The 12,763-nt window shown below is 39.7% G+C and carries 16 protein-coding genes; 1 reads left to right on the plus strand and 15 read right to left on the minus strand.

Annotated features, from left to right (window positions below; translation table 11 throughout):
• Nucleotide 1: 1 nt before the first annotated feature.
• Both KW850_RS21070 and KW850_RS21075 read right to left on the minus strand, forming a co-directional pair.
• The gene (locus tag KW850_RS21070) at nucleotides 2–799 is read right to left on the minus strand and encodes a hypothetical protein (protein WP_218349728.1); all 798 of its coding nucleotides are present in this window, start codon (nucleotides 797–799) and stop codon (nucleotides 2–4) included.
• A 118-nt stretch (nucleotides 800–917) separates the two neighbouring features.
• Nucleotides 918–3,161 (minus strand): AAA domain-containing protein, encoded by a 2,244-nt coding sequence (locus tag KW850_RS21075; RefSeq protein WP_218349729.1) that lies wholly within the window; start codon nucleotides 3,159–3,161, stop codon nucleotides 918–920.
• 108 nt (nucleotides 3,162–3,269) lie between these two features.
• Here KW850_RS21075 and KW850_RS21080 point away from each other — a divergent pair, with 108 nt between their 5' ends.
• Nucleotides 3,270–4,460, plus strand: a complete 1,191-nt coding sequence (locus KW850_RS21080; RefSeq protein WP_218349730.1) for a hypothetical protein — start codon at nucleotides 3,270–3,272, stop codon at nucleotides 4,458–4,460.
• Nucleotides 4,461–4,507: 47 nt separating this feature from the next.
• Here the strand turns inward: KW850_RS21080 and KW850_RS21085 are convergent, their stop codons facing one another.
• The 13 genes from KW850_RS21085 to KW850_RS21145 all read right to left on the minus strand — a co-directional run bounded on the left by KW850_RS21085 (nucleotide 4,508) and on the right by KW850_RS21145 (nucleotide 12,503).
• Nucleotides 4,508–4,708, minus strand: coding sequence for a helix-turn-helix domain-containing protein (locus tag KW850_RS21085; RefSeq protein ID WP_218349731.1), 201 nt, complete (start codon nucleotides 4,706–4,708; stop codon nucleotides 4,508–4,510).
• Nucleotides 4,709–4,883: 175 nt separating this feature from the next.
• Complete coding sequence (gene deoC / locus KW850_RS21090) at nucleotides 4,884–5,531, minus strand: deoxyribose-phosphate aldolase (RefSeq protein ID WP_256358371.1); 648 nt, start codon at nucleotides 5,529–5,531, stop codon at nucleotides 4,884–4,886.
• Between the two features lie 174 nt (nucleotides 5,532–5,705).
• Nucleotides 5,706–5,969, minus strand: coding sequence for a EutN/CcmL family microcompartment protein (locus KW850_RS21095; protein ID WP_218349732.1), 264 nt, complete (start codon nucleotides 5,967–5,969; stop codon nucleotides 5,706–5,708).
• Nucleotides 5,969–6,244 (minus strand): BMC domain-containing protein, encoded by a 276-nt coding sequence (locus KW850_RS21100; protein ID WP_218349733.1) that lies wholly within the window; start codon nucleotides 6,242–6,244, stop codon nucleotides 5,969–5,971. The genes KW850_RS21095 and KW850_RS21100 overlap by 1 nt, the downstream gene beginning before the upstream one ends.
• A 1-nt stretch (nucleotide 6,245) precedes the next feature.
• Entirely contained in the window at nucleotides 6,246–6,533 is a 288-nt protein-coding gene (locus KW850_RS21105) for a EutN/CcmL family microcompartment protein (protein ID WP_218349734.1), read from the minus strand.
• Nucleotides 6,534–6,707: 174 nt separating this feature from the next.
• Nucleotides 6,708–7,166, minus strand: coding sequence for a ribose 5-phosphate isomerase B (rpiB, locus tag KW850_RS21110; RefSeq protein WP_218349735.1), 459 nt, complete (start codon nucleotides 7,164–7,166; stop codon nucleotides 6,708–6,710).
• Nucleotides 7,163–8,002, minus strand: a complete 840-nt coding sequence (gene tpiA / locus KW850_RS21115; RefSeq protein WP_218349736.1) for a triose-phosphate isomerase — start codon at nucleotides 8,000–8,002, stop codon at nucleotides 7,163–7,165. The genes rpiB and tpiA overlap by 4 nt, the downstream gene beginning before the upstream one ends.
• Before the next feature lie 10 nt (nucleotides 8,003–8,012).
• Entirely contained in the window at nucleotides 8,013–8,291 is a 279-nt protein-coding gene (locus tag KW850_RS21120) for a BMC domain-containing protein (RefSeq protein WP_144548608.1), read from the minus strand.
• 113 nt (nucleotides 8,292–8,404) lie between these two features.
• Nucleotides 8,405–9,838, minus strand: a complete 1,434-nt coding sequence (locus KW850_RS21125; RefSeq protein WP_256358365.1) for an aldehyde dehydrogenase family protein — start codon at nucleotides 9,836–9,838, stop codon at nucleotides 8,405–8,407.
• A 2-nt stretch (nucleotides 9,839–9,840) separates the two neighbouring features.
• Nucleotides 9,841–10,140 (minus strand): EutN/CcmL family microcompartment protein, encoded by a 300-nt coding sequence (locus tag KW850_RS21130; RefSeq protein WP_218349737.1) that lies wholly within the window; start codon nucleotides 10,138–10,140, stop codon nucleotides 9,841–9,843.
• Entirely contained in the window at nucleotides 10,137–10,889 is a 753-nt protein-coding gene (locus KW850_RS21135) for a hypothetical protein (RefSeq protein WP_218349738.1), read from the minus strand. Before KW850_RS21135 ends, KW850_RS21130 begins: the two co-directional genes overlap by 4 nt.
• Nucleotides 10,889–11,548 carry a phosphate propanoyltransferase gene (pduL, locus tag KW850_RS21140; protein WP_218349739.1) on the minus strand — a complete coding sequence of 220 codons (660 nt, stop codon included), beginning with the start codon at nucleotides 11,546–11,548 and terminating at the stop codon, nucleotides 10,889–10,891. Before pduL ends, KW850_RS21135 begins: the two co-directional genes overlap by 1 nt.
• Nucleotides 11,541–12,503, minus strand: a complete 963-nt coding sequence (locus KW850_RS21145; protein ID WP_218349740.1) for a DNA-binding transcriptional repressor DeoR — start codon at nucleotides 12,501–12,503, stop codon at nucleotides 11,541–11,543. The genes pduL and KW850_RS21145 overlap by 8 nt, the downstream gene beginning before the upstream one ends.
• Between the last annotated feature and the right edge of the window lie 260 nt (nucleotides 12,504–12,763).

A 12,763-nucleotide genomic window follows, 5' to 3' on the forward strand; every position in this document is an offset into this window, starting at 1 on the left:
TCTAAGAATCGATTAATGTTTTCAGTATCGACTTTAAATGATTCCGAATGCTTGTTGTTAGGATCTCGCTGGTATCTTTTGGACTAATTGCATTTCCAGGATATGCTTTTTCTTGTAATGACTGCAGTATACTAATTATTTTTGTAAATGTATCTAGGATTTCTTCACTATTTCCCTTTTTAAAATGACTCGATATTGTTGGAGCCGTTCTGCCAAGGATTTTTGCAACCCCCTTTTGCTGATTTAATATAAGGAAAAGGGAACATACAAGCTCCTGTATATCCGTTTGATTTTGAATAAATTTCAACTGTAAATGTAACAATGCATTGATTAGTGTTTCAAATTCATTTCTGAACTGATGATACGGTAACAAATGATTGGTCTCAATTGGGTAAAACTGATCGAGTTCAAACTTAAAGAGCATTCTATTTTTTTCTTGTTTTATTAAATCATTCGCATATCTAGCTTGTTTGACCAAAGGGTGGATCCATTTTTCAATATCGACTTCCTTTAATTCCTTTTCTATATCACCAAATGCCAAGCCAAAATAAGGCATATGATCTTTGTATTTCCACACTCTGCTGACAAAAAAGGCAATGGTATAAGCAGTAGAATAACCAGGACCGACAAAAATAATTTCATCACCGGCCCGATGCTTAATTTGGATTGGACCAATATTCTTTGTCCAACAAGTAATCCAGTCGACTACTTCATCCAAATAAATGGTAAGTTCCTCCGCCATTTTTCCGACACTGGAATTGCTTACATCTAGAATAAAAATCGATATCGGAGCATTCATTTATTTTCCCCTTTAACAAAAATTAGATTATATAATCTAATTTTAATTAAGTTAGATTATTGTGTCAAACTATCATCAAATTAGTCTATCTGGAGAAACTTTTGTGTTGTACAATGAACTACTGTCTCGTTTGGAACTGTCCGATCAAATACTCACATACCTTTTCCGATTGGAGTCTAGCGGCAATATAGGGGGGATGGACACCCTTGGTCGCCTCTAAAGGTAAGCCAAGCCACAAGAGCTGCTCGTCGATGATGATAAATGGAAACGACAAGCTGACGGAAAGGATATGATCCGGCTGTAACTCTTCCCATGATTCCCCAGCCAAAACCGTTAATTTGACGGATTGGTTCCGGTTTTGCAATTGAACCTTCCATTGCTCAGCTAGGACTGTTTGCTCCGGTAAAGAAAGAAGAATCGAATTTTTAGCAGACTCAATATCTCGGATTACTTTCTCTAACTTACGAGCATGCATCCAATCTAATCTTGGGTGCTGATTCTTAATCCATTTTCCAATATCCTTTGTTCCAATTGTTTGCTGATTCCTTACCTGATGTTCCACCAGCTGTCGAAGTGTTTTACGATGAAAAACATGATTTCGAATAAAGGATTGGTTGCTGACATGAATGAACTTTCCTTTCGTTCTGGTGATGGCAACATTAATCAATCGCTCACTATCCTTTCCGGTTAGGAGCATCCCTGCCCGTGTCTGCGGCTCACTATCCACCGTGTCAAAGACCATGACATCACGCTCACTGCCTTGAAACCTGTGCACGGTGGCAGCGATAATATCAGCCGTTGAGAGTTCCTTTTCATATAAATCCGCAAGTATTAATTCCATTAAATCCGCTTGCGCACGGTATGGGGTAACATAACCAATCGATCGTTCCCCGGCCAAATAGGATTCATGAATTAATTGAAAAGACAATAACACCTGCCATAAATTCATGCGCGAATGTGACCCCTTTTCTGATATACAATGGGCCCCAAGATGACTGGTATCGAGAAGTACTGCAGCCATGCCTGGGAAGGGTGCAAGATCTACAATAGGTTTTCTGGTTTTGATAACACTTTCGTGGTTACCGACAAGTGAATGATAGATGTACTGATTCGTGAATGCAGAAATATCTGGATGCATTCTGCGTTGCTCCTTTAATAAAAAAAGATGCGGATGCAGCATTCCGTCATTAACCCAGTCGACAACACCTGCGCGATGAAAGATATCCTCCTTTAACCACATGGTGACTAATGGATCACGAGCGGATGCAATCGGTGGTAATTGTTTAAAATCCCCACAAATAATGACGCGCTTACCGAGTGTAGCAGCGAAAGCAGCTTGTGGAACATAAGCCATACTGGCTTCATCGAGGATGACAAGGTCAAATTCTTTTTCATAGATCGCCGCATCACCTGCTGCTTTGGCTAGTGTTGTCCCGACAATAAACGCATCCTGGATAAATTCAAGTTCCTTCTGGCGAATCTTGTCAAGAATCTTAGCAATTTTGGTCTCTAGTTCTAGCAATTGATTAGTATCCCTTTTGCTAAAGGAACGGGCAATATCCTGCTTCAGTTTACGTCGTTCCTCAAGTAACATTTCTTTCTCGTCTGCAAGCTGGGGATTGTCTTTCTGAAGAAGTTGACTTGTGGTCACTGCTTCATGATGTTCGAGCTGCTCCCCTGTATTAAATCCATAACGAAGCACATCCCCATCACGGAAACGGTCTTTCTTTTGAATAAAAGTAGATATTTCACTTATCAGAACATCTACTGCTTGATTACTGTGTGATAATATCAACACTTTCTTTTCCTGAAAATACTTATTAGCGGCTACTCGTGCCAAAGTATAGGTTTTCCCTGTTCCAGGCGGGCCCCAAACAAAGGTAACAGGGTTGTATTTCGATCGTAAAACAAGTTCATGAACATTGCTTTTCATTTTTTCAACCGGATGCTTAGCAGGCATGGATGGGTCCATCAACCTTTTTACTCTGATTCGTTTCTGCTTATTTTTTTTCATTTCATCGAGGCGCTCTATAAGCTGTTCGAGCAGTTCCCATGGATCGTGAATTAGCTGCGCTTCACCAATTAAATCTCCAAAAGATTGCTCCATGGCAAGCATTACGCCTTTACCTTCAGAAGAAAGGACTCGTCCATTTTGTTTCATACTTCCCCATTCGAGTCGTACTTGAGAACCAATTGGTATACGGAGAGAGAGAGCGGTATCGAAATAGTATGTATAGGATCCTTCTGTGGATAAAAGCCTTCCATTAGAAACAAGAAATTTATTACTGCCATATTTTTTCAAATGGAGGATTTCATGTTGTAGAGCCCTCTGCCATTCTTTAATAAAATTTATCACCTTCATAAAAATAATCCCTTCTATATGCATATTCCCTACATATCCTTATAAAAAAAGGAGATATGCACTAATTCCAAATATTATACATTAAATAAATAGGGAGGGATATTTCTAATGAGTAAATTAGATTTCTTAGAAATAAGCAGGAATTTTAAGAGCTATTATCAAACACTTCGGGATGTCCATTATTATCTAACGAATGATACTGAATTAAGCCCGTTGGAATTACAAGCAGTTTCCAAGGTATTGAGTAAATTAATTTATGGATTTATTCGTATTAAAGGGACCTCTTTCAGAGAGATGGACCGCGATCAATTCGAGCAAGAATTTAATCTATTTCATCAAGATTTTCTAAATGTCATCCAAAATAGCGGCGAAAATAATGTGGATTTCGATCAATTCACTGAACTAATTGATGAAGTAATTGGAATCGCTGTTAAGAGGACAATTGCACTTGGAAAAATTAAAAAAGTAAAACAAGATTCTTTCCTCGAAGATGAGGTAATGGCTGATGTAACTGATGATGAATCGGAATTATTTAATGAAAATGAGGAAAGTGTTTCCGATGATGAAGTGGTTGTTGATGTGATAGAGGAATTTGATGAAATAACAGAGCCAGTACCTGAAGTCGAAACCGTAAGTACTGAAGTCGAAACTGTAAGTGCTGAAGGCGAATCTGTAAGTGCTGAAGTTGAAACTGTAAGTGCTGAAGTCGAAACTGTAAGTGCTGAAGTCGAAACTGTAAGTGCTGAAGTTGAAACTGTAAGTGCTGAAGTCGAAACTGTAGGTGCTGAAGTCGAAACTGTAAGTGCTGAAGTCGAAACTGTAAGTGCTGAAGTCGAAACTTTTAGTTCTGATTTAAAATCTTTTGATTCTAATTTAAAATCTTTTGATTCTGAATTAAAATCTTTTGATTCTGAATTAAAATCTTTAAGTTCTGATTTTAAAACTTTTAGTACTGATTTTAAATCTTTTAGTCCTGATGTTAAAACTTTTAGTCCTGATGTTAAAACTTTTAGTAATGATTTTAAAACTTTTAGTCCAAAAGTTGAAACAATTAATACTGAAGTTGAAGCTGTTCTGGATGATTCAGGAAATCCTGGGGATGAAAAGCAAGTACCGGAAAATGAAGTGGTAGTTGCGGATGTGGTTAATGAGGTTGAAGCAGAAGTTGAGGCAGCAAATGTGAAACCTGAAAGAGTGAAAAATAAATTTGTTGATGCTGCTCCAATTGTAAACAAATATGATGATTTTGAAAGTAGTGACAATTTCCGTTTTAGACTTCGGAGGAGAAAAAATAGATAACTTAAAAAAAAAATCGCCTAACACGGCGATTTTTTATTATATTATTATTAAATCGATACGTCTCCAATTGAGAAAGAGCAATTCAAGACATCAGAAATCTTCGCTAAAATAGAAACCTGTACATCCAGTTCTCCTTCTTCAATAGCGGCAATCGTTCCCGCGTTTAATCCTGAAAGCAAAGCCAATTTTTCTATATCAAGTTCACGATTTAATCTCATTTTTTTTAGTTGATGTCCAATCTGATTCATAGTAAGCCCCCTCATTATGTAAGCGATTTCATTTTGTTGACTTTATTATAATAAACTATTAAAAATTTTACAACATTTTTAATAGAAGAGGAAAAAAGAAATCTGAGTATTTCATCTTGCATTGATTGCTACATGAAATACTCAAAATCAACTTGGAAACAGGATAATACTCCTATTAATACTCAGTACCTTGACCGCCAGTAATAATGGCAATACTAGAACTTGCACCAATTCTTGTTGCACCAGCTTGGATTAGTTTTCTAGCAGTATCTAAATCTCTCACACACGCAGACGCTTTCACACCCATGTCTTGACCTACTGCTTCACGCATAAGTTTAATGTCCTCGGCCGTTGCACATCCAGGGCCAAAACCTGTGGATGTTTTCACAAAGTCTGCACCTGCCATTTTTGCTAGAATACAAGCTTTTTTCTTTTCTTCGATTTCAAGAAGACCTGTTTCAATAATGACTTTTACTGGTGCGTGACCATTCGCCGCTAACACAACACCTTCAATGTCCTTTTTCACAGTCTCGAAGTCGCCGGATTTTAGGGCACCAATGTTAATGACCATGTCAATTTCCGTTGCACCGTTTGCAATTGCATCACGAGTTTCCGCACTTTTTACAAATGTGCTCGTTGCCCCAAGTGGAAAACCAACAACAGTGGTGATCCCTACTCCAGAACCTTTTAATTCTTTAGCAGCTGTAGCAACCCAATAAGGATTCACACAGACTGTTGCAAATTTATGTTCTCTTGCTTCTTCACAGAGTTTTACAATTTGGTCTTTGGATGCTTCTGGCTTCAATAACGTATGATCAATCATACGCGCCACAGATGGACCAGTAATAATATTGGATGATGTTCCTTCTTTATAAGTCACATTTCCAGAAGTTACAGGCTTAACTTCTTTCAACTCATCTTTATTTGTTAATTGCTGCATAATTTGATTTGTAATTTGTTCTACCAATGCTTCAATTTGCATCGTGCTCACCTCACATTAATATAATCGATCAACAATACCGGCAATGACAGCATCAAAAGAACCATTGGGGTCTTCTAAAATGTCTCTTGCTGATCCACCTTCTTCTAGTATCAGAACATAATCGCCGATCCCTGCTGAAAAACGATCAAAGGCAATCATTGAATCACCGCATTCATTGCCTGATGCGTCCACAGGGATGACAACCATGAGCTTTTTATATTGATGACTTGGTGTTTTTATCGTTGATACGACATTTCCAACCACTTTTGCTAGTTTCATTATTTTGCAACAGGAAGAATTTTCTCGATGTCAGAATGTGGTCTTGGAATAACGTGAACAGATAAGAATTCGCCCACACGCTGCGCTGCATCAGCACCTGCTTCAGTTGCTGCCTTTACCGCACCAACGTCACCGCGAACCATCACACATACTAACCCGCCGCCCACATTCACTTTTCCTAGTAATGTAACGTTGGCTGCTTTTGTCATAGCGTCTGCTGCTTCAATTGCCCCTACTAAACCTTTAGTTTCGATCATTCCTAATGCGTTGTTCATATTATATTTCCTCCATTCGATTCGTCACATTATAGTAGTCGATAATCCCTAAGATTCCAGCATCTGATGGAACCAAATCTTTATTAAGCGGTAAGGAAGATTCCCTGCTTTTTGCTAAGTAAACAAGTTCTCCTTCTCCTGATTGTCCAATCGTATCTATAGCCACAAGTGGTTTGCCTTTGTCTTTCAATTGATCATCTACTGGTTGGACAATCAGCAGCTTTAAACCTATAAGATTCTCATTTTTATGTGTACAGACCATATTTCCAATCACTTTGGCTACAAACATCTTTCAAACCTGCTTTCTTATCTATATATCTCTGAGTTAAACGCTCCTATTTTTCTATCTAAACTGTTTATCAGCGAATCTCAACCATTTATCAGCGGTAATTTACTTTTATCAGCGATAAATCATTTTTATCAGCGAAACTGAAGGTTTTATCAGCGAATCTCAGATTTAGTGCTAATTACGCCCTAAGAAACGGCTTTCGATTTCCATAATTTTCGTCACACGGCGATCATGACGGCCGCCGGCAAACTCTGTTTCCAACCAAGTCTTAACTAATTGCTTGGCAAGGCCTTCACCAATAAATTGACCACCGATTGATAAAACGTTTGCATTATTATGCTCTTTACTGTTAATAACAGAAGATAAGTCCCAACATACAGCACCACGTACACCTGGGATTTTATTCAATACCATCCCGCTGCCAATGCCGACACCATCAATCATAATGCCTACATAGCTATCATTCGTTGCGACCGTCTCCCCAACAAGAAAGGCAATATCCGGATAATCAACGGATTCATTTGCTTTACAGCCAAAATCTAAATATTCGTAGCCTAATTCCGTTAAATAGGTCTTTAACTTTTCTTTTAGTTCGTATCCACCATGGTCGCAACCTATCGCAACTTTTTTCATGAATTTTGTTCTCCTTCGGCAAATACATTGATAATTGCATCAAAGACTTTTGCGTCTAAGCTCGCACCACCAACCAGCACACCATCAATATCAGGCATTGCACTGTATTCAGCTGCATTGCTTTCATTTGCAGATCCGCCATATAAAATCGAAATACTTTCTGCTCTTTGACCCAGTATTTGTTTTAACACGGAACGAATGTACGCGTGTGTTTCTTGAGCTAGTTCAGCTGTAGCTGACTGCCCTGTTCCAATCGCCCAAACTGGTTCATACGCAAGAATAAAATGGCTTGAATCAATATCCTTTAAAGCACCGCAAAGTTGCTTATATAAAACCTGTTCTGTCTGCATTGCGTTCTTTTGTCCTAGTGTTTCGCCGAAACAGATGATCGGGGTAAGCCCAGACTTGATCGTATGCAGAACCTTTTTGTTGACTAACTCGTCATCTTCAAAAGAGTATTGTCTTCTTTCAGAGTGGCCAATAATCACATATTCACAGCCGACATCTGTCAACATAGCAGCTGATGTTTCTCCAGTGTAAGCACCTTTGTCAGCCCAGTGAACATTTTGCCCGCCTAATCCAATCGGCTTACCAGATTGTTTGATCATTAAATGGGACGGGTATAACAGTTGGGCTGGTGGACAAATCACTACTGACACATCAGGGCTGCTGTTTATTTTTTGAAAAAATTCAGCGGTCTCATTTAGGTTCTTGTTCATCTTCCAATTAGCAATCACATATGTTTGCCGATCATTTTGGAGCTGCAGTCCACCTATACTTTGACCAATAACATCTCTAACAAGATTTTTGATATAGCTTTCAATGGATTGTTCCATTTACATTCACCTATTCTGCTTTCGGTAAAATACCTTCTACATCGCCGTTAGGACGTGGAATGACATGTACAGATAGGAGAGTACCTACTCGCTGTGCTGCTTCCGCTCCAGCTTCAGTAGCTGCTTTCACTGCACCAACATCCCCACGGACCATAACAGTTACGATGCCAGCCCCTACTAATTCTCTGCCTACTAATGCAACGTTTGCAGCTTTAACCATCGCATCTGCTGCTTCAATGGCACCTACTAAACCTTTTGTTTCAATCATACCTAAAGCTTCTTGACCCATTTTATTTCCTCCTCTAGTAACCTCTAATTTTGGTTTTTCTTGGTTTTCCAATTGTTCTTCCTGTGAAGTGACTGTTTTTTCTTCTTTTGCTTTCGCCATATCCTAACACCTCACTATATGATTCTTAATCCATCTACTAAAACGCAGCGGCGCTGACGTGTAAATGTTTTGGCACTGGTCAATCCTTCTCCTGTCGGTCCGGCAATTGTCAATGTAGTAAATCCTTCACTTTCAAAGCCTAATCCTGATACTGATGGACCATTTTTCACAAAAATGGTTGCTTGAATTTCTTGCGCCATCTTGGTTAGGTTCGTAATATTTTGTGAGTGCATAATCGCTGTGTGTCGGTTTCCCTTTTCTGCAATCACCGCAAGCTCGATGGCCTGATCCACATTAGGAACTCTGACGATTGGCAAAATTGGCATTAACATCTCTGTCATCACCAATGGGTGATCCTTAGTGGTTTCAGCAATAATTAACTTCACATTTGGGCTTGCATGAATGCCGGCTGCTTGCAAAATGACAGCAGCGTCTTTCCCGATAAAGTCTCTGTTTGGATAAAACTTATCGTTTTTCTTCACAAGTACTTTCTCAAGCAGTTTTTCGAATTGGAAGCCTTTGAGTTCAATTGCACCGTTTTTGACCATTTCTGCTTTCAGGGCATTGGCAACCTTGTCCACAACGAACACTTCTTTTTCAGCCGTGCATAATACGTTGTTGTCAAAGCTAGCCCCCTTGACAATATCTGCTGCAGCCTTTGAGATAATCGCCGTCTCATCCACAACTACTGGTGGATTGCCAGGACCAGCAGCTATGACCTTTTTACCAACTGCCATTGCTGCTTTAACAACAGGACCGCCTCCCGTCACCACAAGTGCATTCACCTGCGGATGATTCATTACTTGAGCCGATGTTTCAAGATTAGGCGCTGCCACAGATGTGAGTGTGTTTTCAGGTCCGCCTGCAGCTACAATCGCTTGGTTAAGAAGTTGAAGCGTTTGAATGGAAACCCGTTTCGCACTTGGATGAGGATTGTAAATAACCGTATTTCCAGCTGCTAATAGAGAAATCGAGTTATTGATGACGGTCGCTGCCGGGTTTGTTGAAGGCGTGATTGAACCAAATACACCGATTGGGGCAAACTCGACCAACGTCAATCCATCATCACCTGAATAGGCAGTGCTGACTAAATCTTCAATACCTGGTGTTTTATTCGTAGCCAACAGAATTTTTGCAATCTTATCTTCTACTTTTCCTAAACCTGTTTCTTCGACAGCAAGTTTTGCTAACTCTTCGGCATGCTCCCGGCTCACAGCTCGCATATTTTCAATCATTTTTTCTCTTATTGATACTGGTAGTTTGCGAAGCTTTTCCCAGGCCAGTCGTGCTGCAGCTGCCGCTTCATCAACCGTTGAAAACACGCCATTGCCTAACTTGACATCATTTTGTGTTGCAGGGGTGTCAGCGGTGATTGCTGTTTGGTTCTGTCCTAGTTGGCTGAGGACTTGTTCAACCATTTTTTTGATATCGGTTTCATTTATTTGCAAGGTTAGTTACCTCCTTTATTAAAGGTTAAGGTCCCTTGGATTTCAATTTGATCAACAATTCCTACGATTGCTGCGTCAACGGGGACACCGTTTGTTATTTCTGTTTGTCTAGCCGAACTTCCGCTGACAAGTAAAACCACTTCGCCCACACCTGATCCAACCGTATCGATCGCAACGAGCGGTTTCCCTTCTTCTTCGATGCTCTTCATATCAAGCGGCTGAACAATCATGAGTTTTTTTCCTTTTAATTTCTCTGCTTTAGTAGTGGAAACAATGGAACCTACCACTTTACAAATGATCATAGCGTCCCTCCTTTCGAGGAATCGATCGGTTTAATTTGAATCTTAAATTCTCTTGCCAGATCTTTTGCAGAAGGTGTAATCCGGCTTTTTTCAGTAACTTCAATTTGCTTGAGTCCTTCCTGATAAGCTCTTTCGACATGTTTTGCTAGAATGAGAGGTTGCTTATCAAAGTAGGCTGCATATTGTTCATCCACTGTTTTAACCAACTTGCTAAGCGGTACCCACTTAACCTGATCGGCCTGAATCCTCCTTATGTAGGACTGGATACGTTCTTGGACAGTATGCGGGGCATGGATTTGTTGATACACAGTTGGTTCAACCCCGTTACTTGCAATCACAATCGGTTTTCCTTGTAATTGATATTGGACAGCCACCCACACTGCTGTCTCATCATCCATCGTTAATGCTAGTTTTGAAAGCAATCTATACGAAGCTTGAGGAATGACAAGAACAGACGATTGTTGGATTATGGCAGTCAATTCATGTTGTGACATATTCTCAATCAGCATATAGGAAAGCCCTTTCATTTGTTCTTGAAATGACAGCCATTCCTTAGTTAATAGGAAGGTAACATTATAGGTATCCAAAAGTGGAGTAACCGCTTCCAAAACAGTGGCTGGATTAGAAGATTGATAGCCTAATAGGATCGCTATCGGAACATCCTTTTTCATGTTCATTTCATCTTTTAAGTAGGATTCAACGACCTGCTGGACAAGCATTTTAACCTGCGTTTTAATATCCACCAGCATTACTCCCCACCTACTTGATTTGGACTTTTGGCGGCAATAATTTCACCTAATTGCCCATTTTTGATCCCGGCTGCATTTGCTTCATCAAGGTCAATATGCATTTCAAGCTTGTATTTTGGAGAAACACGGATTAAGACATTTGAAAAAATGACCCCGCGGTATCCATCCACTTTTACTTGAACTAGGTCTCCATCCTGTACGCCAAATGTCTCACTATCACTTGTGTGCATATGAATATGGCGAGCGGCACAAATCAATCCTTCGCGAATCGTCAGTTGCCCCCTCGGCCCTTGAATGGTAATCGTTTCTGACCCCTTAATATCCCCGGAATTCCGAATGGGCGGCATGACGCCTAAGGTAAAACCGTCAAATAATGATACTTCTACCTGTGTACTGCCTCTGGCAGGTCCGAGGACCCGGACATTGGCTATTTTCCCTTTTGGACCGATAAGTGTTACGGTTTCCTTGGCAGCAAATTGGTTTGGCTGTGACAAGTCTTTTAACTTAGTAAGCTCGTAGCCGCGTCCAAACAGTCGCTCCACATGTTCAGTGGATAAATGAATATGCCGGTTAGATGCTGCAATGGGAACCATTTTAGATTTCTTGAGAGACTTTTTGACCATTTCTTCGACAATCTCTCTAATCTTGTCTTTATTCATTTTTGTGTTCACCCCCAAAATCGAGTAGTGCCTTGGCCGTATACTGATCTGTTATGAGGACATTGGCATGACGTCCTTTAAGAGCTCCATATATCCCTTCGACCTTTGAGTTACCACCTGCAATGAGGATGCCGTATTCTTTTTCCGCTAAATGAGAGAGTTCGATTCCAATCGTCCGATCGTTCAATGATTGATGACTAATATGCCCATTGATATCAATAAATCTTGAACATATATCACCAACTGTTTTATTTGCCCGCAGAATTTCAATATCGCTGTCTAAAAAATATCCTGCATGCATGAGTGTTGATTGTTCACCTGGATCCCCGACAGTAAAAATAGCAATATTTGCCTGTTTGCCTAATTCCAAGATTTTTTTAACATGCCGATCCGCTATGATCGCCTGCTTGACAACAATGTGGTCAACGACTGCAGGTACCTGCAGAAAATGTGGGATCGTATGAAATGCATTAGCAAGACCGTTAATGATTTCTGATGCATACGTATTCGATTCTGAGTAACTTACCCCACCATTTAGCTGGACAATGGTTACATCCTTTACATTCTTAGGTTGAATTTGTTTCACTAGTTGATATAAAGTTGTTCCCCAGGTAATCCCAATCGTATCGCCGCTTTGAACAATCTTATATAAATAATCTGCTGAAACCTCCCCCAGCTTCTCCTTTATTAGCTCATCTTTATATTCGGGAATCGATGCGACAATGCAATCCTTTAAGTGAAACTTTTCTTTTAATTGCAATGCTAATTCCTGAACATCTTCTGCGGGATCGCAAATTTTTATATGGACTACTCCTTCTTCAACAGCCTGGACTAGAAGCCTAGAGACGGTGGGGCGGGAAATACCTAACTTTTTCGCAATTTCCTGTTGACTGTAGTCTAATTGATAGTACATTTTAGCCACTTCCACCAAGCGCGAAATCCTTTCATCCGCCATTGTTCATTCACCTAATTTTTTAAGTTATCAAACTCTTTTTTTTTTTACAAAAGGCTCTGTTAAACTTGCATTTTGATTTCCGCTCAAATCAACCTTGAAAAAATTCAATAATGAACAGAGTTTCAAAAAAGTAAACGGTTACAACTTTGTGTAAAAATTAAAATTCGCATTTGTGCAATAAGTATTTTTGTTTCGTGAAAATATGTAAAGTCACATTGAACATTTGCTAATTTTATTATAACCGACGGAAACCATCTGTC

The sequence above is a fragment of the Bacillus sp. sid0103 genome, from assembly GCF_019219025.1.

Excerpts from the sequence above, each read along its gene's own strand:
- KW850_RS21145 (WP_218349740.1), bottom strand. The coding sequence starts at position 12,503 with ATGGCGGATGAAAGGATTTCGCGCTTGGTGGAAGTGGCTAAAATGTAC.
- rpiB (WP_218349735.1), bottom strand. The coding sequence starts at position 7,166 with ATGAAAAAAGTTGCGATAGGTTGCGACCATGGTGGATACGAACTAAAA.
- KW850_RS21080 (WP_218349730.1), top strand. The coding sequence starts at position 3,270 with ATGAGTAAATTAGATTTCTTAGAAATAAGCAGGAATTTTAAGAGCTAT.
- KW850_RS21135 (WP_218349738.1), bottom strand. The coding sequence starts at position 10,889 with ATGCTGGTGGATATTAAAACGCAGGTTAAAATGCTTGTCCAGCAGGTC.
- KW850_RS21095 (WP_218349732.1), bottom strand. The coding sequence starts at position 5,969 with ATGAAACTAGCAAAAGTGGTTGGAAATGTCGTATCAACGATAAAAACA.
- KW850_RS21120 (WP_144548608.1), bottom strand. The coding sequence starts at position 8,291 with ATGGGTCAAGAAGCTTTAGGTATGATTGAAACAAAAGGTTTAGTAGGT.
- KW850_RS21070 (WP_218349728.1), bottom strand. The coding sequence starts at position 799 with ATGAATGCTCCGATATCGATTTTTATTCTAGATGTAAGCAATTCCAGT.
- pduL (WP_218349739.1), bottom strand. The coding sequence starts at position 11,548 with ATGAATAAAGACAAGATTAGAGAGATTGTCGAAGAAATGGTCAAAAAG.
- KW850_RS21075 (WP_218349729.1), bottom strand. The coding sequence starts at position 3,161 with ATGAAGGTGATAAATTTTATTAAAGAATGGCAGAGGGCTCTACAACAT.
- KW850_RS21105 (WP_218349734.1), bottom strand. The coding sequence starts at position 6,533 with ATGTTTGTAGCCAAAGTGATTGGAAATATGGTCTGTACACATAAAAAT.
- deoC (WP_256358371.1), bottom strand. The coding sequence starts at position 5,531 with ATGATTGATCATACGTTATTGAAGCCAGAAGCATCCAAAGACCAAATT.
- KW850_RS21085 (WP_218349731.1), bottom strand. The coding sequence starts at position 4,708 with ATGAATCAGATTGGACATCAACTAAAAAAAATGAGATTAAATCGTGAA.
- KW850_RS21100 (WP_218349733.1), bottom strand. The coding sequence starts at position 6,244 with ATGAACAACGCATTAGGAATGATCGAAACTAAAGGTTTAGTAGGGGCA.
- KW850_RS21130 (WP_218349737.1), bottom strand. The coding sequence starts at position 10,140 with ATGATCATTTGTAAAGTGGTAGGTTCCATTGTTTCCACTACTAAAGCA.
- tpiA (WP_218349736.1), bottom strand. The coding sequence starts at position 8,002 with ATGGAACAATCCATTGAAAGCTATATCAAAAATCTTGTTAGAGATGTT.